We start from the raw sequence: 19,500 nt of genomic DNA on the forward strand, positions 1-19,500 counted from the left end.
CGGACTAATTACAAGTCCTTCGGGTTATTGCGGGGGTGGTAACCTGGAAAAGCAGAGTAAGTTTTAAATAATAATATATGGAAGTAGGAAAAAAATCAATGCTAATGAAAACTAAACCTTTGTTAAATGTCCTTCGCGCATGTCATGTTTTTGTGAAAAGAACTTTTCCGGTAATCATTTTGTCGGCTATATTTCTTTCTTGCAGCGACCTGAATATGACAGATGTTGAGTCGCAAAAATTGAACAATGATAGAGCAGCATCTAACAATGCGGTAGATGTTTACACTCCGTTGGTATCGAATGATACGTTGAATTTTCGAAGACTGGATCTTTACCTGGAAAAAGGCCCGGCTGCCACAGGTTTCATTTTAGTGGTGGTACGTTCTGTTCCATACCACTATAGGGTTGACAGTGTGGCGGTACCGGTGAGTAGCCTGTCAGCCGGATCATCCTGGAATTCGTTCGTACTTTCAGGGAGAAAGATTCGTAAGGGAGAGAAGTATAAAATATATGTTACGCGTTCGAGCCCACATAACATAGCTACTGGCGATTACATCGCCTGGCGGTGCAGCCCCAACAATAGAGTAGATGCCTATCCCCCTGGACTCAGTGACGTTAATCCTGATCGTATCTCGGATTATGCATTTCGCACGTACGCGGATGATGCCATCGATCAGGAGCAATCGAGCGCATCAAGTCGTTTTTTTGTAGGAAACAAACAACCCCGTTGGCAGGAGTTTGTGGCTGACTACCCCAGGGTGAACCTCACCAGTGTGCAACTTTACCTTGGCGTCGGACCTGCCATAGCGTTAGCCGATTCACTGGAAGTGCAGGTAAGAGGTTTAAGAGATTCAAACGCACTGGATTCTGTTATATATAGAACTGTCGTTCCCACAGCGTCATTATTAGTTGGTCGCCATTGGAACACCATTCCGATACAAGGGCCTCTTCGGCGCGGTCAGCGTTTTGATATTGTACTGAGAAGGCGAGGGGTGCATAATGCCCCGTGGGGTAATTACATTTACTGGTATCGCAGTACCGGGGTGCAAGACCTCTATCCGCTTGGCAGTGCCGGCCCTTTTGTCAACCGCAACGTAGATTTTACCTTTAAGACCTTTTCAAAAGGTGGCGTTGATCAGCAGCAAACGACCGCGTATGATAGTACGGCAGTCAATAATTCTAGTGTGCTTTGGCAAACATTTACACCCATGAACCAATAATCGAAATGTTGATACATCACTAAGAAATAGCTTGAAAATAGAATAGTCAGGCATCAATGCCTGACTATTCTTACATGGCCCATAGGCTATGCGTTAACCCCTAATTACTTGTTCTTTTCTTTCAGCTTGTTGCCCTGGGCATCGAACTTCACGATCTTCTTGTCGCTGCCTTGTGTTAACTCAACAGCGTACATCATCTTGCCATCTTTTGTTTTGCGATAAGCTTTGCTTACCGTCCAGCCAGAGTAATCCTGACCTTGGATTTGGTCCTGCACAGTTTTCGGCAGGTCGCTGGTAGCGATTACTTCCTTGTCTGTGTACTCGTCTTTTTGTTTGTCTTGTTGTGTGCTGCGGTACTGGTCGCTGCTTTTTGATGTAGAAGTGGTGTCCTGTGCATACGTAGCTACTGCACTTCCGAGCAGTATGCAGAATCCAAACATTACCTTTTTCATACGAATTGTCTTTTTAGTTTCTTGTAGATAATTAAACCTACTCAGCATACTGTAAATATTGTGCCCCTGACGAATTCAGGGAGATAACGGCAATTGAGGTTCCCTGTGGACAAAAAAGCTGTGGTATTTATCCTCAACTATCCCCAAATTGAATCATGCAGCACAGCGCAGTGTGGCGGATCGCGTTATGATTGCTTGCGTGCCCGCTTGTTTGGATTGTATGACGTACGCTTTTGCAATTTGCCAGTCTTCTTTTGTACTGTCAAGGCAGCATTCGCCTCCTTCGCTTCACGCCGCCCCAACTCCACCGCATCGGTCTTTTTATCAAAAACTTTCTCCGCTTTTGCGGCGCCTTCTTTTTTTACAGCCCACTGGTCACCGTGATATGGAATCACATACCGATCTTCTCCGTGATGCTTTACATCCGTCGAACGCGAATCCGGCGAAAGGCTATCAGTCTCTTTCCCCCGATTAGCGGCCCAATCCTTGGCACGACTCGTGGCCGTAGCGATCGCAATACCTTCTGGCATATCAGTTCCCGCAAGCAGCGCGTTGGCGATTTCAACGGCCTTATTGCGCACTTCCGCCGGCAAATTCTTCATCGACGGTGGATAATTTTTTTTATTCCATGGCATACGCGTAATATTTAGTGTTACCAGGAAATGCCTAAAATTGTGCCAACTGCTATTTATACAACGCCACAAATGCTTTTAACGCCGCCGACTGCGGCACATCCTTCCGATAGATCAGCACCGTGGATAATGTATCCAATCCTCTTCCCAACGGAAAAGTATTGAGCTTCCTCCGCCCGTAAAATTGCTTCACCAAATCCTCCGGCAATACACTGATTCCTACACCCGCTTCCACAAAATTTACAATACCCTCCATCGTATTCATGATGGTACAAGTATACCTACTCACACCTCTGGCGCTCAACCAGGCCTCCAACCGCCCCCGGTAACTACACCCCTGATCAAACACCACCACCCGCACTGCCTTTGCTGCCAATACCGTTTTAATGTCTGTATTCGCAGCCGTGATCAACACCAGCTTATCTTTCTTTACGTGGCGCTCCTCCAACTCCGGTATATCAATTGGCGCAGAGACAAAGGCTGCGTCCAGCTTGTAGTGCAATACATCCTGAGCCAAATCACCGGGAAAGCCCGATTTAAATTCCAACAACACATCGGGATATTCTGTTGCAAACTGGTTGATCATCCCTGGCACCTTCAACGCCAGCGTCGTTTCAATACACCCAATCTTGAGCTCGCCCACTACCTGCCCCGCAGAACGTATCTCATGACGGGCTTCTTCCAGCAAATGATTGATCTGCTTGCTATAGTACAGCAGCTTCTCGCCCGCGATGGTAAGACTCACCTTTCGCGGACTGCGCGATAAGAGCTGCGCATCAAAGGTTTCTTCCAGCGCTTTGATCCGTGCCGTCACATTCGATTGCACCGTATGCATCGCATCGGCTGCCTTGGTAAAATTTCCATGAAAGACGACAGCTTCAAACAGTTTTAGGTCGTGGATATTCATAGATCATAAATAGTGATAGTTAGCATAAATATTAATCGTTTCTAAAGATTGATTAAAGGTACTTCTTTTGACCATGCAAAACACATTTTCGCTATGACACAACGAAATCCTATTCATTACCGCACCACCCAGGCCGACGGCCTGAACATCTTCTACCGCGACGCCGGAGCTCCCGAGGCACCCGTCATCCTGTTACTTCACGGGTTCCCGACGTCGTCGTTTATGTTCCGTGATCTTATTCCTGCCGTAAGCGACCGATATCGGGTCATCGCCCCGGACTTGCCAGGCTTTGGCTATTCCGCCATGCCGCCACGCGAACAGTACCCTTACACGTTCGACAACCTCGCCCGCACAATGCAGTCCTTTGTCGACACGCTGAAGCTTAAGCGGTTTGCGATTTATGTCTTCGATTATGGAGCACCGGTAGGCTATCGGCTGGCATTGGCGAACCCTGAAAAGATCGCCGCCATTATCTCCCAGAATGGTAATGCCTATGAAGAAGGACTCAGCGAGGGCTGGGCACCCATTCAACGTTATTGGCAGGATCCCACGGCCGTCAATCGCGAGGCCCTCCGGCAATTCATAACGCTGCAACTAACGCGATTCCAATACGAAGAAGGCGTAACCGACAAATCCTTGATCGCGCCGGAAACCTATACACTGGATCAATACTTTCTCGACCGCCCCGGAAATGCTGACATTCAGCTTGATCTGATGGGCGACTATAAAAACAACGTAGCCCTCTACCCTGCATTCCAAAAATATTTCCGCGACAAGAAGCCGCCAATGCTTGCCACCTGGGGTAACAAAGATCCCTTCTTCCTACCTGCCGGCGCCGAAGCCTATAAACGCGACAATCCAAACGCCACGGTTCATTTTTACGATACGGGTCATTTCGCGCTCGAAACACACAGCGCTGAGATTGCCGGAGCGATCATAAACTTTCTGAAACAGGTGCCGTGGTAACAACGTCCTAATACAGAATCTGCAGCCAGCCCTTCACTTTTTTTGTGATTGGCTGACTGCCTGGCCCCATGTAGGAGAACTCGATCATATAATAGTACACCCCGGCGGGTGGTATGTCGTTTTTAATGCGGCCGTTCCACACAGGTGAATTGGTGCTGTAGAGTCTGTGGCCCCAGCGATCATATAGGTTCATGTGGTACGACAGGGACGGACACTCGACAGAGAATACAAACGAGTCGTTCTCGTCATCGCCATTCGGCGTTATAACGTTCGGAGCGAAGTAAGGACAGACAGAGCAATCAAACGTTGTGACGGTGATCTCGTCACCGGTAATACAATCGTCCTGAACGAGCTTAACGGAATATTGCCCGGCGCTTGCTATGCTTACGACACGTTCGTCAGAACCGAAGTTCCACTCCACAGAGCCGGGAATGTCGTCTGGAATCTGCAACAGCAACACATCGCCCTGGCACAGTTCCGCCACCGGTGCGCCGAGGTCCAGCAAGCCGTGCACGTGAGCCTCGAGCGTTTGCGTGAGCGTACCACAGTCCGTCTCGGCCGTGAGCGTAACTGTATAGTCTCCCGGCCGGGTATACTCATGTATTGGATTTGCCTCCGTGCTGGGGGTGCTGCCGGTGTCACCAAAATCCCATTGGAAGGTAGCATTCGGATCCTCCGGGATAAGTCGGGTGGCAAATAATACACCCAGGCCCGCACAATCCTGGTCAACATCGATCACAGCCTGCGTGCCGCCTACCGCGATTTCCTTTTGCTCCACATCGGCATTGCAGTCGTGTTGGCGGTAAGCCATCTTTGGGCGATATGTACCTGGTTTTTCGTATGTATGCGCGACACGCCCCATCGGCTCATAGGTAAAAAATGGTTCAGTACCGTCACCGAAATCCAACTCCCACCATACATACCAGCCATTTGGGTTACTCGGGAGCTCGTATTCCTGATACGGCGAGATGTTTTCAAAAACAACCTCCAGGCCAGAGCAATCCGCCTGCATCGTGAAGTCCACATGTTCGGCCAGCGAGGCACCGATCGTGGGGCAGCCCGGTGTGCCCGGCACAGCAGTCTGAAAGTAAGACTCGATGAAATTGGGTAATCCCCACGAGCCACGTATGTAGCAGGGGAGTTTGATGTAATTGTGAATATGGCCGCTCGCGGCGCCGATATCGTTAGGATTGGTAAATACGCCAAAGTAAAAAGTAGTAAAGAACCCGTCGCTCCCTTCATATACATAGTAGAGCTGTCCGTCTGGGCCAAGCTGCATAGCGCCTTTGGTGTTCGAATCGGGTACAAAGTAGCGCTGGTCGATTATCTCTTCCGGGGTGCCAGCTTCCAGATTATATTGTATAATGCCCGCGTAGGTAGCAACCCCTGCCAGGCAATGCTGGTATAAAGGCGTTTGCTATCGGGCGAAAAGGACAGCGCATACGAGATGTCGCCGGTTAGGACAAAGTCCGACTGTACTTTGCCCGTGAGGCCGTCGAACCTGAAGAGCTCGGTATCGATCCCGTCCGCATAGTAGGTCATGAAACTGGCGGCAGCAAGCCGTTTCCCGTCGGGCGAAAACCGGAGGTAGCCCCGTCCGCCGCGATGGACCTGCCCCGTGCGCGATGTGACCGGCGTCGGATTCAGACCGGCATCGGTAACGGCATACGCAAAAAAACGGTTTGACAGCGTCTCGTGCGCCACCACCCATACATCGTGTCCGTTTGGATGATAGACTGCCGCGATCTTTTCCGCTGCCGGATACAACAGCTGTTGTTTCTTCATGGTAACGTCACCATAGCCATCGTTTAAAGACATGTCCACGATCGAGTAGCTTAGGCCATCCCGGAAACCGTCTTCGGCGCAATCGGTGGTAAAAATATAATACAGATTTGCATTACCGGGGTGCGGTACAATCAACGCTGCCTGAGTAGAAGAGATGCTTCCCCAGCCTTCGCAATTTGCACCCAGGCCACGCCCGTTGGGCAGTATGCGGCCCTTTCGATCCCAGACAATATCCCCATCCGTACTGAGAAGCCATTCGCCTGTAGGCGTGCTGATCGTGGCATTCCCCTCCAGCCCCTGGTGTGGCGATGGTATAACCCGTGGCGGCGAACAGGAAAAGTCGAGGCCGCCCAGTCCACCGAAAATCCAGTGTGTGGCCTCACGTTGTGACAACGCTACGGTGCCGCTGAGCGTAAAAAGAATTGTCAGGATGTTACGGAGCAGGTACATTTTAATCAATAGAAAGACATTTTGGATGGCCATAAAAATGCCACGTACCCGCTACGAGTGTGAAAAAGGCACAGGTGGTTACGGGGCATGGACAATTTTTTGAACGAGCACAGCGTTCTCAAACGAAGTATAAGCAAATACTCGGCCGTTTTATATCAGCCCGGAAAGGGGCGTAACCAGAACAGTTACACTCGATTCCAACCCTTTCTTTAAAAAACAGTACTGGATAGTATGCACCTTAAAATGCTATAGAACGAAAGGTATTAAGCCAAAATGGTACGAAATACAACGCGGTGGCGCAGTGGCGCATGTAACACCGGGTTGTGTGAGCCGGCATAATCCTTGTTGATTAGTCCGCACTGAATGTTAAGTTTACGCCGAATTTTACACGTGTATAGTAATGAGCTTTAAATTTGAGACGGTCGCACCACGCGAATCGCTGAGCGCCGTCGTAAAAAATTTTTTCGTACTTGAATTTTCCAACGACACTCCCATAACAGATTTATTGTTGCCCGATGGTCTTCCCTCGTTCTTCTATATAGAAGCCGATAAAGCCGTCGAGACCTTTTTCGGCGACGACACCCAGCTTTTTCCGTTGCAAAACGGCTTTTACGTCGGCTACTCCAACACCGCTGTCAGGTTTATCCACACCGAAGCCAAAATTGCCGGCGCGTCCATCTACCCGGTGTTTTTTAACCTCATTTTCGGCAAAAGCCTGATGAGCATTCTCAATCAGTTCCAGCGCCAGGACGAACCCAATGTGCTCATTCCCGTCTCATCCCTGATCGCCGGCTCCGGGGATAACTATAAAGAGATCTTTGGACTCTTCGAAAATTACATGGAGCAGCAGTTGGCCAATCATCCCTTCAACAACGAGTTTTTGCAGATTTATCGGGAGCTCACCAGCCCTGGCGGCTACCGCCTGAAGGTAGAGGAGCTGGCCGAACACGTCGGTTATTCCACCCGCCACCTGCACACCCGCTTCCAGCAACATTTTGGCATGGCACCCAAACAGTTTATCAAGCTGGTGAAGTTTAACCACGCGCTGAAATATATCTATGAAAAAGACGAAGCCAGCAGCCTCGCATCCATTGCCGAGGTCGTAGGGTACCACGACCAATCTCACTTCATCCGCGATTTCAAGGCTATCTGCGGCAAAACCCCCAAGGAAATTGCTTCCGCTCCCGGGTCACTGGCAAACAAATTCCGGTTGTTCTAAAAGACTTGATACTATTGTAATAGATAGAGAGTACCCCTGAAAACCTTTTCAGGGGTGTTTCGTTTCTACGGGATAACAGATACCTTTGTATCGCAATACATGTACAACCCTTAAAAAAGAGGGACTATAAACGTGCTCGCCTTTTAATACCATATCCTCACAAAACTCTCCCGCGCCCGGGAGCTGAAATGGTATTTCCTTTTCTGTACTGCCAGACTATATAAGCCTCCCTACCGGGAGACCGGGATTGTTTTGTTCTTTCACATTTGCCGCCGGTAGATTCGGCTGGCCCACCGGAGCGTTGGCGTAGGCGGGTTGGTCCGGCAAAGCCATGCTGTTTTTTTACTCAAACGAAAGTACATATGACAATATCAAGAAAATATGGGCGGACCTATCACTATCCTTTCTCGCCAGGCACAACAAGCGACGACCGCATCAGTCACCACTACTGGGCAGACATACGCAGACTAAAAGCCATTGTGCATACGGAGAAGCTGGACGGCGAGAATAATTGCCTGAGCCGGTATGGCGTCTTTGCCCGCTCGCACGCCGCGCCGACAACTTCCGCGTGGACGAAAGCAATACGCGAACGATGGGCGCTGCTGAAGAATGACCTGGGCGATCTGGAGATTTTTGGCGAGAACCTCTACGCTGTACACTCGATTGAATACAGGCGACTGGAACATCATTATTATGTGTTTGGAGTACGTATACTCGACACGTGGCTGAGCTGGGAGGAAGTAAAGTTCTACGCCGCAATGTTTGACTTTCCCACCGTGCCGGAGCTTTGCATTGTCTCGCCGTGGAAAGAAGAGGTATACCGGCAGGAAGTACTGGAACTGGTGTCGCAACCCAGTCTGCTGGACTCCCGCGACATCCATACCCAAGTCCCCTGTACATGCGAAGGCGTAGTAAGTCGGAACGCTGCCGAATATGCAGTAGCCGACTTCCCGCACCACGTATGGAAATACGTCCGGAAAGGACATGTGAAAACCGACGAACATTGGACACGCCATTGGCGACGTGCTCCGTTCGCCTGGGAATATCGGATCGGATCGTAAATAGAATACTGTATGGAATGGTCAATAACAACAAATAAAGACTGGTCGACCCTGGAACAAACGTTCCCGTGGGTGGCCGATATGCAGCACGTGCCGCAAGACCCCCTACACCATGCCGAAGGGGATGTAGCCATCCACACACGCATGGTACTGGAAGCGCTGCAGGCAACGGCACGATACCAATCGCTGGCACCACAACAACAGCAGATTCTGTGGGCGGCGGCGCTGTTGCACGATGTGGAGAAGCGCTCTACTACCCAACAGGAGGGGGACCGCATTATCTCGCCGGGTCATGCACGCCGTGGCGAACGCACGGCCCGTGAAATACTATATACCCAGGTGCCCACGCCGTTTGTTATACGCGAGCAGGTTGCGGCCCTGGTACGGTACCACGGTCTGCCCTTGTGGATCCTGGAGAAGCCCGATCCTCTCAAGAGCTTGTTGGAAGCATCCTTGCGCGTACAGATGCCGTTGCTGGCGCTGTTAGCAGAGGCCGACGCTCGCGGACGCATCTGCGCGGATCAGCAAGACCTGCTGGAGCGCATTGAGCTTTTCATCGCTTTCTGCGAAGAACAGCACTGCTGGCAAACACCGCGTCGCTTTGTCAATGGACTGGCGCAGTTTACCTACTTCCAAAAGGAGAATGGTTCGCCGGAATATATTCCGTATGACGACCTGAAAGGTGAGGTAATGATGTTGTCGGGCTTACCCGGCATGGGCAAAGATACTTTCTTACAGAAACACTATCCGGGCCTGCCCGTGGTCAGCCTGGACAACATTCGCCGCCAGCACAAGCTAAAGCCTGAGGACACCGCTGCCACGGGCTGGGCGGTACAGCAGGCAAAAGAGCAAGCCCGGGAATACTTGCGCCAGGGGCGGCCCTTTGCCTGGAATGCTACCAACATCACCCGCTCGGTGCGCACCCAGTGGATCGACCTCTTTGTGACATACAAAGCACGGGTTCGGTTGGTCTACATCGAGGTGCCTTACAAAGACTGGCTGCACCAGAACAAGAACCGGGAGCACGCCGTGCCACAAAAGGCGCTGATGCACCTACTGCAAAAACTGGAAGTACCCGCGCCGCACGAAGCCCATGAGGTAACGTATGTCGTATAGATGCTTCTGGAAATAAAGAGCCTCGAACATCTGTTCGGGGCTTTTTCCATGAAAAAAATTTCACGCAAAATCTCCTGCGCAAAAAGAGTGCGTAGTCCTGTATTTCCTTTGTAGCGAGGAACACGTACGACATGCGTGACAATGATGAAAGAGGTTATTTTGAACAAGCTGAAAGACCTGGAGCAGCAATTTGATGTAAAGATCCTGCTGGCGTGTGAATCAGGAAGCCGGGCATGGGGTTTTGCTTCGCCTGATAGCGACTACGATGCCCGGTTTATTTATGTGCACAAAAAAGACTTTTATTTGTCGATCGACGAGCGGCCGGATGTACTGGGCCTGCCGGTCGATGCGGTGCTCGATATCGGCGGCTGGGAGCTGCGAAAAGCATTACGACTTTTTCGCAAGGCCAATGCCCCCTTGTATGAATGGTTACAATCGCCGCTGGTATACACCGCACAGGACAACTTCGTGGCCGACATGAAAGAGCTGATGCCGCAGTATTTCTCGCCACGGGCAGCCATGCACCACTACCTCAGCATGGCCAAGGGTGTTGTTGAATACGAGCTTGCTGCACCGGAAGTACGGCTTAAGAAGTATTTTTATGCACTCCGGCCCATCTTGGCTGCCCGGTGGATTGCCGAACGGGGTACTGTGCCGCCCATCATGTTTGCGCAGCTGCGGGCATCATTGCCGGCGGCGTTGAACGACATAGTAGACGACCTGTTGCGGCAAAAAGCTATAGCATGCGAAGGCCACACCATCGTGCCGGTACCAGCGCTGAACCAATACCTGCTGGAAGAAGTAAAGTTTCTGAAGCAGGCGGTGCCGCCGGCTACAGAACCTGTCGCCGACAGCGAGCCTTTGCACACACTCTTTCGAAAATATGTAGTATGACTTTACAAGAATTAGAATATGATAGGGCACATCTCTTACTAAAATGTGTCAGCGGCAGCCAGGCATACGGCCTGGCGCTGCCGCATTCTGATACTGATATCAAGGGAATTTTTATACTGCCCCGTCGTGCATATTACGGAATGACGTACATCGACCAGGTTAACAATGAAACCAACGATGTCATGTACTATGAGATCGGCAAGATCGTCGACCTTCTGGTAAAGAACAATCCTAACATTCTGGAGCTGCTCAGCACACCAGACGACTGTGTAGTATATCGCCACGCTGTGCTGGCGCAATTGCGCCCGGAAATGTTTTTATCGAAGCTATGCAACCAAACCTTTGGGCAGTACGCGTATGCACAGATCAAAAAAGCGCGCGGTCTCAACAAAAAGATCTTAAATCCTGTCGCGGAGGTACGTAAAACCATCCTTGACTTTTGCTATGTATTGGTAGGTCAGGGCGCATTGCCCCTTGCCACATGGCTAGCCCAAAAACAATACCGGCAGGAAGATTGTGGCCTTATGCGCGTAGACCACATGCGCGAGGTATATGTCTTATTTCATCAGTCGCAAACCGGGCGTAAGCTTTCCGGTATTTTCTCCAGCCCGGCGGCCGACGAAGTATCGCTCAGCTCGATACCGGCTGGATCAGAGCCTCAGGCAACGGTATATTTTAACAAAGACGGATATTCGGTGTACTGTAAAGAATATCGCCAATATTGGGAATGGGTGAGTACGCGAAACGAAGCCCGTTATGAGAGCACCCTCAACCATGGCCGTCATTACGATGCCAAAAACATCATGCACGTATTCCGGATACTGAACATGGCCGAAGAAATTGCCCGCGAAGGACGCGTGAATGTTCGTCGTCCGGACCGTGAGCAGCTGCTGCGCATTCGCGCCGGCGAGTTTGCATATGAAGACCTGTTAAAACAAGCCGAAGAAAAGGTGCACCTGGTAGATCATCTGTTTAAAATGGCAGATTTACCCGACGCACCGGACATCCACCATGCCGAAGAGGCGCTCATAGGCATCCGGGAAGAGTTTTATACACAGTCATTCGACTAACGTCACGGATGAACCGCGTCGCAGTGTATTCTGTATCTCCGAGACCGTATCGGTGTGCCGGATGAGGGCGGCGATCTGCTCGTCGGTGGCCTCGCCCTCGACCTCAGCTTTATACTGAAAATTATATCCGGGCTGGCCCTCGGCGCTGAACTCGGCCGAAGCTTCCACCGTTACGCGGCGGATCACGAGGGCTTGCCGATGGGCCTCCCGGTAGAGATCGTTGCAAAAACACGTAGCCAGGGCCAGGCACAACAACTCGCCGCCGTTCACACCCGATCCAAGCCCGGCAACTTTACCTGGAATCGAAAGGTCACGCGCAACACCGTCCGATTCAACCGTTACAGCGTGGTAATTAAAATGATTTTCAAGCTTTGCCGTCACTTTCATAAACTGTGCTACAACGAATATACAAAAATCCAGGCTACCGCTCTTAAAAAAGAAGAACACCCATAGGTTCCAAAATAATATTATTTACATTTATGAATTATATTAAGATATAGTGCTTTGTCCCGGATTATATGAAAGGAACTTATCTCGGTGAATTTGAGGAGATCGTCCTCCTGGCCGTCGGAATCCTATACGACGAGGCGTATGGCGTCAGCGTGCGAGCGGAGGTAGAGCAGCACACCGGCCGCGTGATCAGTATTGGCGCGGTTCACACGGCCCTGCACCGGCTTGAGGAGAAAGCGTTTTTACAATCGCGGTTTGGCGAGGCCTCCGACGTGCGTGGTGGCAAACGCAAGCGCCTTTTCCGAATCACCGCCGAGGGCCTCCAGACCCTGCGCGACGCCCAGGCCCTGCGCAGCCAAATGTGGTCGCTCTTGCCAAAAGCTGTACTCAAAACCATCTGACCACATGAAACACACGCCACCCACGCTTATTAAGAAGATGCTCCGCTGGTTTGTGAACGTCGACTTTCTCGAAGAGATAGAGGGCGACCTCGACGAAATGTTCCAGCAACGTGTCACGTCTCATGGCATTTGGTGCGCTCGCTGGCACTATCTGCTCGAAGCCTTTCAAACCTGTCGGCCCTATACCATGAAAAAGAAAAGCCATGTGGCCCACGAAGTTGTACACCTGGTTTTTTTAAAGCTCGCCTGGCGCAACCTGGAACGGCGCAAAGGGTATGCGTTGCTAAACATCACGGGCCTGGCCGTTGGGCTTGTCAGTTTTATGTTGATCATGCAGTACATCGTGTTCGAGCAAAGCTATGATACTTTCCACACACGCGGCGAAGATCTTTACCGTGTCGCGTTCGATTGGGGAGAAACGGATTATACAGGAAACAACTCCAGCCGCTATGCGGGAAACGTACCAGCCATGGGACCGGTCTTAAAAGAAGAGCTACCAGGCGTGGAAGCCTATACGCGCTTTGTACCCGTCAACACGTTCAAACCCTATACCACAGTCACATACCGCGTCAACGATCGTATTCTCTACAACGCCAGCGCCGAGAACGGCTTTTTCGCCGACAGCGCATTCTTACAACTGTTCTCGTTCCCGATCCAACAGGGCGATCGTCATCCACTCACCGAGCCTCATGCCATTGCGCTGACACAATCCTTCGCCACGAAAATATTTGGCACGGCTATGCCTAACGACATAATCGGCCAGACACTTGAAATCGACAATGGCGAACGCGCCCGTTATACCGTAACCGCTCTTTTGCAGGATGTACCGGCTAATTCGCACATCCGTTTCGATTACCTGATCTCCTACGCCACGATCCAGTCCGCGCGACTCGACGAAAATAAATATTGGAGCCAGTTTTATACCTACGTCCGCTTTACCCCACAGGCGGCGAATAACCCACTCACGATTGATACGAAGCCACTACTGCACAAGCTATACGGCGACGACCACCACATCTCGATTTTCTTCCAACCCCTTCAGAAAATACACCTGCACTCGCACTTACGCGAAGAGCTCTCCCCAGGCATCTCCGCGCAGCACCTCATGTTCCTGACCATCATTGCGTATGCGATAATCGCCATGGCTTGGGTGAACTATGTCAACATGTTTCTGTCGGGATCGTTAGAGCGTGCCAAAGAGATCGGAATCAAAAAAATCTTAGGCTCTACCCGTGCACATCTCGTGGTGCAATTTCTCGCGGAGTCCGTTGTGATTCACATGGTCAGCATCGCACTCAGCGTGTTGATGCTCTTGTTGATCCATCCCTCTGTAGAGGCGTGGCTGGGTGTTGACTTGCCGTTGCCCTTCCTGGAAGACACGCAGTATACCTGGATCACGGGGCTCAGCATCGCCGCGGGCTGTGCTGTAACGGGGCTGTATCCTGCGCTCATCGTCTCGGCACAACCCATACAGGCGCTGGGCGCAAGGGTGGTACGTTCCGCGCAAGGCACCGGCATGAAAGCCGGTCTGGTATACTTTCAATTTGTAGTGGCATTTGTAGTATTCTCCAGCGCCGTCATAGTGGGCCGCCAGGTACGGTTCATGAAACAGGCCGACCTGGGCGTCGCCCTCGACAACCGCATTGTGGTACGCAGCCCGGGTACGACAGACTCCGCCTATGCAGGCCATGTGCAGGCATACAAGGAACGCCTGCAGGCATACCCCTTCATTCGCTCCGTTTCCTTTGCTTCGGCAGTACCGGGAATGAAGCTGAACGAGTCCGGTTATGTACGGCGCGTACAAGGACCCTCGATCGACGATAATAATGTCTTTAAACTGCTGGTCGACCAGGACTTCTTTCGCACGTACGACGTCCGGTTGCTGGCGGGTCGTCCTTTTTCCGATACCTTCTCCACCGAGACGCAGGCTGTCATTATCAACGAAGCCGCGCTCAGCATTCTGAAATTCTCTACGCCGGCCGAAGCCCTGCACCAGCGCATACGCTGGCGACGCGAGGAGTATGAAGTCGTGGGCGTATGCTCGAACTACAATCATCACTATCTGCAAACAATCGTCGAGCCCTTAGTCTTGTGTTACAACCCGGCCCCTGGAGGCTTTGTCACACTCCAGGTAAAACCTGGCCACGATGCGGCCGCAATAGCGAGTGCAAAACGCGAGCTGGCCACCCTGTTTCCCGATGCGCCGTTTGAATACGAGTTTATCAAAACGTCATACGATAAACAGTATGCCGTGATCGACCGCTTTGAAACCGTCGTTCAGTTTTTTGCAGCCATTGCCATCGTGATTGCCTGTGCGGGTCTGTTTGCCCTGGCGGCGCATCACGTCCAATATCGCACCCGTGAGATTGCTGTACGCAAGGTCTTTGGTGCACGTACTGCGCAAGTCATTACCTGGCTCACTGCGAAGTATGTACGGATTGTGTTGGTCAGCGCCGTGTTGGGAAGCGTCATTACATTTTACGCCATGCGGCAATGGCTGCAAAACTTTGCTTTTGCCGTCACGCCGGGAGCAGGCGACTTTATCGGACCACTGCTGGCACTCCTCACCATTACGCTGGTAGCGGTGGCTTATCCCTGTGTCAAAGCCTCGTGGAAAAACCCTGCACGTACGTTGGCGCACGGATAAGAAGAAAAGCAACGTGCTACTTTCCGCCATCATCGTGTGGGAGGGGTTGAATCCGATCAAAAAAGCACCGATATTGATCGGCGCTATGAATTATCTCAAGATTGCCCTACGACTGCAAGCCCGCTACAAGTGGTTTACACTCCTGAATATCACAGGGCTGGCCCTGGGCATGCTATGCAGCTTGCTGGTCTTTCTGTATGTCGGCAGTCACCTCGAGACCGACCGGCATCATGAAGATGCCGAGCGCCTATACCGTGTCGTACTGGACATTCATACACCCGCCGGTCCCATCGAGCATGAAGAAGGCACATCGCTGCCCCTGGGCCACGCGTTGCAGTCGACGTATAGTGCGGTGGAAGCCGCGGCCTTTTGCATGCGGTTCTATGCCGCGCCGACTATTACCATCACCACACCTGCGGGCAGCGACCATTACCAGGAGGACGGAATCGCGGCGTATGCCGACAGCACCTATCTTCAACTATTTCATCACGAATTTGTTCAGGGTGATAAACACACGGCACTGACGCGGCCCAAAAGCGTCGTGCTCTCGCAACGGCAGGCGCTCAAATACTTCGGCCGAGCCGATGTCGTCGGTCGTACGCTCAACATCAACCACACCGTCGACCTTACGGTGACGGGCGTCTTCGCCAATGCCGGAGATCGTTCAGCTCTGAACGTTGACGTGTTGGTTTCCCTACCCACACTCAAGATACTCAGCCCTCAATATCAGGATCAGAACTACACGTGGATCGGCGGTAGCAAGTGGACTTTTATAAAACTGAAAGCGGGGCAGCGGCCTTCTACACTCGAAGCCCAGTTACCGGCCTTTGTTGCAAAACACCTCGGTGCCGATTTCCGCCACTGGCAATTCCGCTTGCAGCCTTTGGCTGAAATACACTTCGATACCCGCTATGATGGCGTCGTCAGCAAGCCGGTAGTATGGACCCTGGCAGTGGTAGCCCTCGCATTGACCGGACTGGTATGCATGAACTACGTCAACTTGTCTATCGCGCAGTCGGGGTCGCGTGCAAAGGAGATCGGTGTACGCAAATACCTGGGTAGCAGCAAACGCCAATTGTTCATTCAGTTTATGATAGAGACAGCCATCGTCGTGTTGGCCGCCGCGGGCTTGGCGTTAATCGCAGTCTACATCACATTGCCATTCATTAATCTTTGGCTGCAGGTGGATCTGACGTTGACGCAATTGGCATCCTTTGGAGAGATTGCCACGATACTGTTCTCCTGTCTGGCGCTTATATTCCTGGCCGGATACTATCCTGCTGTAGTATTATCGGGCTTTAATCCTATCCGCGCCCTGGCCGGAAAGGCCGGTGTCCTGAACGGTAAACAGCAATGGCTACAACAATCGCTGATCTGCTTTCAATACACCGTCGCCTTCCTCTTTATGGCGGCTACGGTCGTTATGCTGCATCAAATACACTTTCTTCTACAAGAAGACCGTACAGGCGTGCCTGCCGAGGCCGTTGTAACGATAGGCTTACCAAAAGCCGACCTCTCCCGGCGGCAGGCTTTTCGCGATGCCTTACTTACTATACCCGGCGTGGAGGGAGCCACACTGCAACATCAAGGTCCACTGGCCGCATCGTTAGACGGGGGTTTTATAAAGTACGATAACCGTTCCACGTGGGAAGAATTCATCGTACGCGACCGCTGGGCCGATGATCACTTTATGGAAACCTATAAGCTGCCACTGGTCGCAGGTCGTAACATCGTGCTACAGGATTCCACTACCGAAACCCTTGTCAACGAAGCGCTGCTCCAAAAACTAAACATCACGAACCCTCACGACGCCCTGGGAAAACAAATCGTGCTGGACAATGCCGGCCTGACGGCGACCATCGTCGGTGTCGTACAAAACTTCCATCACCGATCCCTCCAACATGAAATTGAGCCCGTAGCGATCTATCCGCTTCGGGCAGCGCTTAGCCAAACCGGCATTCGATTGTCGACCGACCATACCCAGGCGACACTCGAAGCGATCGCTGTTGCCTGGAAAAATATATTTCCCGACGACGTGCTGCGCGTCTCTTTTCTCGACCAATCCATCGCCAATCTATACCGCACCGAACGCATCACGGGTAAGCTCATGACCATCCTGGCCGTTGTATCCGCGATTGTTTGTAGTATTGGTATACTGGGTTTATCAGCCTGGTCGGCATTGCGTCGCACACGTGAGATCGGCATACGCAAAGTACTGGGCGCTTCCACCGCCGACATCCTCGTGATGCTGGGCCGGCAATACCTGGTGCTGATGGTCGTGGCCATGATGCTGGCACTTCCGGTGGCCTATAGCATGATGCATCGTTGGCTCGAAGGTTTTGCCTACCATGTGCCGCTTACGTGGACAGCTTTTGTTATACCGTCAGTACTTCTGGTCAGCGCGACGCTGGTGTTGGTAGCCGGGCAATCACTGCGAACCGCCCGCACCAGTCCCAGCCATTCGTTGCGGAATGATTAAAAAAGAATTATACCGCCGACATGTGTACAATTAAAAAAGTCGACGTACCTTTGCCTTGCAATTACCTCTTGTATCACCCTATAATTATAGAGGATTATGTTTGCCCTGAAATTACATATCGCCCCGATCCGGCAACGGTAAGCTCTCTTACCGGCATATACTGCCGTGTTTTCTTCCTTTAACAAATTATTATTCTAAAAACTGGCTGTAAGCCTGCCCGTTTGTACGTGCATTGTTTTTTGCGATGTACACAACCGGAAAGAGATTGTCTTGTCCCGTTCGTAACAACGGGACCGGCACCCACTTTGCGCAGGCCCGGGCCGTATATCCCTATGGGCAAACAAAAATTAACGATAAAAGACCTCGCGGTCATCGACTTCCCAACCGATGTGACACGAAGCCTGGCGCTAAACATTATGAACCGCCACTTCAAGCACACATCCAACGACGAGAAGTTAAATCTTATCCTTGACGTGCTGCAAAACCCCGGTAATTATACCGACCACAGTACGTTAAGCATCCTGGCGCTAAAACTTGTCGCCAAGGTGCCGGTAGTACAACCGTTTAATACCTATACTCTTGCCGACGAACCGGCACACTTCGACATGTTTGGCAGCAAACACATCGAGCTCAGCGCCGTGCAGCAAATGGCCTTGGCGATGCGGCTGCCGATCGCGGTAAAGGGTGCGCTCATGCCGGATGCCCACCAGGGCTATGGCTTGCCGATTGGCGGCGTACTGGCCACAAAACAGGCCGTTATGCCGTACGGCGTCGGTATGGATATTGGCTGTCGCATGGCGTTGACCATCCTCGATGCGCCGGGCAGCTATATCGACCGACATGTATACGAGCTTAAGAAGGCCCTTGGCGCTGAAACACACTTCGGCAACGACGGTGCGCTCGAGACGATGCAAGATCACGCCGTGCTCGACCATCCGGACTTTCAGCTTACGGCACTACTGCGCAAAATGCACGGTAAGGCTGTACGCCAGTTGGGCAGTTCCGGCTCGGGCAATCACTTTGTGGAGTTCGGCACGTTGACAATTGAAGAAGGCAACCGTCTGCAGCTGCCGGCGGGTACATACGGTGCACTGCTGTCACACTCGGGCTCCCGCAGCCTCGGTGCGAACATCGCGCAGGCGTATACCGCCATTGCCATGGACCGCTGCCGCCTGCCGCGCGAAGCCAAGTCCCTGGCCTGGCTCGACCTCGACAGCGATGCCGGCCAGGAGTATTGGCTGTCGATGAGCCTGGCCGGTGCCTATGCACAAGCTTGTCACGATCGTATTCACGCCAACCTGTGCCGGGCCCTCGGGCTGTCGGCACTGCACACCGTGGAGAACCATCACAACTTTGCCTGGAAGGAAACCTTGCACGACGGCGAGACCTACATCGTCCACCGCAAAGGCGCAACGCCTGCGGCACCCGGCGAGATGGGAATCATTCCCGGCAGCATGACCACACCGGGTTATGTTGTAAGCGGTAAGGGTAACGAAGCTTCGCTCAACTCGGCCGCGCACGGCGCCGGTCGGCAGCTGTCGCGCCAGCGGGCCAAGAACTCGATCACGATGAGCAGCTTGCGTAAGACGCTACAGCGTGAGAAAGTTACGCTCATCGGAGGCAGCGCAGAAGAAGCACCCGAAGCCTACAAGGACATCGAGCTGGTCATGAGCAGCCAGGCTACACTGGTAAATGTAGAAGGTATATTTCAACCCCGGGTCGTTCGTATGGCCCGGGACTAAACCTTAAAA

At 52.0% G+C, this 19,500-nt stretch carries 17 protein-coding genes; 11 read left to right on the forward strand and 6 right to left on the reverse strand.

Annotated elements, in window-relative coordinates:
• Positions 1-77 precede the first annotated feature (77 nt).
• Positions 78-1,220, forward strand: a complete 1,143-nt coding sequence (locus K7P01_RS13670) for a hypothetical protein (RefSeq protein WP_267293856.1) — start codon at positions 78-80, stop codon at positions 1,218-1,220.
• Positions 1,221-1,324: 104 nt separating this feature from the next.
• On the opposite strand, the gene K7P01_RS13675 is transcribed toward K7P01_RS13670, so the two are convergent.
• The 3 genes from K7P01_RS13675 to K7P01_RS13685 form a co-directional block, all read right to left on the reverse strand.
• Positions 1,325-1,672 carry a hypothetical protein gene (locus tag K7P01_RS13675; protein WP_267293858.1) on the reverse strand — a complete coding sequence of 116 codons (348 nt, stop codon included), beginning with the start codon at positions 1,670-1,672 and terminating at the stop codon, positions 1,325-1,327.
• Positions 1,673-1,857: 185 nt separating this feature from the next.
• Positions 1,858-2,307, reverse strand: coding sequence for a DUF2188 domain-containing protein (locus K7P01_RS13680; protein WP_267293860.1), 450 nt, complete (start codon positions 2,305-2,307; stop codon positions 1,858-1,860).
• A 49-nt stretch (positions 2,308-2,356) separates the two neighbouring features.
• Entirely contained in the window at positions 2,357-3,211 is an 855-nt protein-coding gene (locus K7P01_RS13685; protein WP_267293862.1) for a LysR family transcriptional regulator, read from the reverse strand.
• A gap of 93 nt (positions 3,212-3,304) precedes the next feature.
• Between K7P01_RS13685 and K7P01_RS13690 the strand changes: the two genes are divergently transcribed.
• Complete coding sequence (locus K7P01_RS13690) at positions 3,305-4,177, forward strand: alpha/beta fold hydrolase (protein ID WP_267293864.1); 873 nt, start codon at positions 3,305-3,307, stop codon at positions 4,175-4,177.
• A 7-nt stretch (positions 4,178-4,184) separates the two neighbouring features.
• On the opposite strand, the gene K7P01_RS13695 is transcribed toward K7P01_RS13690, so the two are convergent.
• Entirely contained in the window at positions 4,185-5,456 is a 1,272-nt protein-coding gene (locus K7P01_RS13695) for a PKD domain-containing protein (RefSeq protein WP_267293866.1), read from the reverse strand.
• A gap of 44 nt (positions 5,457-5,500) precedes the next feature.
• Positions 5,501-6,445, reverse strand: a complete 945-nt coding sequence (locus K7P01_RS13700; RefSeq protein WP_267293868.1) for a YncE family protein — start codon at positions 6,443-6,445, stop codon at positions 5,501-5,503.
• Positions 6,446-6,812: 367 nt separating this feature from the next.
• Between K7P01_RS13700 and K7P01_RS13705 the strand changes: the two genes are divergently transcribed.
• The 5 genes from K7P01_RS13705 to K7P01_RS13725 all read left to right on the forward strand — a co-directional run bounded on the left by K7P01_RS13705 (position 6,813) and on the right by K7P01_RS13725 (position 11,772).
• Positions 6,813-7,631 (forward strand): helix-turn-helix transcriptional regulator, encoded by an 819-nt coding sequence (locus K7P01_RS13705; protein ID WP_267293870.1) that lies wholly within the window; start codon positions 6,813-6,815, stop codon positions 7,629-7,631.
• Positions 7,632-7,993: 362 nt separating this feature from the next.
• Positions 7,994-8,692 carry an RNA ligase family protein gene (locus K7P01_RS13710; RefSeq protein ID WP_267293872.1) on the forward strand — a complete coding sequence of 233 codons (699 nt, stop codon included), beginning with the start codon at positions 7,994-7,996 and terminating at the stop codon, positions 8,690-8,692.
• A 12-nt stretch (positions 8,693-8,704) separates the two neighbouring features.
• Positions 8,705-9,808, forward strand: coding sequence for an AAA family ATPase (locus tag K7P01_RS13715; protein WP_267293874.1), 1,104 nt, complete (start codon positions 8,705-8,707; stop codon positions 9,806-9,808).
• Between the two features lie 141 nt (positions 9,809-9,949).
• Complete coding sequence (locus tag K7P01_RS13720) at positions 9,950-10,702, forward strand: nucleotidyltransferase domain-containing protein (protein WP_267293876.1); 753 nt, start codon at positions 9,950-9,952, stop codon at positions 10,700-10,702.
• Positions 10,699-11,772, forward strand: a complete 1,074-nt coding sequence (locus K7P01_RS13725) for a nucleotidyltransferase domain-containing protein (protein WP_267293878.1) — start codon at positions 10,699-10,701, stop codon at positions 11,770-11,772. Before K7P01_RS13720 ends, K7P01_RS13725 begins: the two co-directional genes overlap by 4 nt.
• Here the strand turns inward: K7P01_RS13725 and K7P01_RS13730 are convergent.
• The gene (locus tag K7P01_RS13730; protein WP_267293880.1) at positions 11,761-12,159 is read right to left on the reverse strand and encodes an OsmC family protein; all 399 of its coding nucleotides are present in this window, start codon (positions 12,157-12,159) and stop codon (positions 11,761-11,763) included. The two genes, K7P01_RS13725 and K7P01_RS13730, sit on opposite strands and share 12 nt — an antisense overlap.
• A gap of 131 nt (positions 12,160-12,290) precedes the next feature.
• On the opposite strand from K7P01_RS13730, the gene K7P01_RS13735 reads away from it, so the two are divergent.
• From K7P01_RS13735 to K7P01_RS13750, 4 genes are all read left to right on the forward strand, one after another.
• Positions 12,291-12,623: a PadR family transcriptional regulator gene (locus K7P01_RS13735; RefSeq protein ID WP_267293882.1), complete on the forward strand. Its 333-nt coding sequence runs from the start codon at positions 12,291-12,293 to the stop codon at positions 12,621-12,623.
• Between the two features lie 4 nt (positions 12,624-12,627).
• The gene (locus K7P01_RS13740) at positions 12,628-15,270 is read left to right on the forward strand and encodes an ABC transporter permease (RefSeq protein ID WP_267293884.1); all 2,643 of its coding nucleotides are present in this window, start codon (positions 12,628-12,630) and stop codon (positions 15,268-15,270) included.
• Positions 15,221-17,749, forward strand: a complete 2,529-nt coding sequence (locus K7P01_RS13745) for an ABC transporter permease (protein ID WP_267293886.1) — start codon at positions 15,221-15,223, stop codon at positions 17,747-17,749. The genes K7P01_RS13740 and K7P01_RS13745 overlap by 50 nt, the downstream gene beginning before the upstream one ends.
• 332 nt (positions 17,750-18,081) lie before the next feature.
• Entirely contained in the window at positions 18,082-19,491 is a 1,410-nt protein-coding gene (locus K7P01_RS13750; RefSeq protein ID WP_267293888.1) for an RtcB family protein, read from the forward strand.
• The last annotated feature ends 9 nt before the right edge of the window (positions 19,492-19,500 follow it).

The sequence above is a fragment of the Parachryseolinea silvisoli genome (genome assembly GCF_021190955.1).
GTDB classification, from domain to species: Bacteria; Bacteroidota; Bacteroidia; order Cytophagales; family Cyclobacteriaceae; genus Ohtaekwangia; species Ohtaekwangia silvisoli.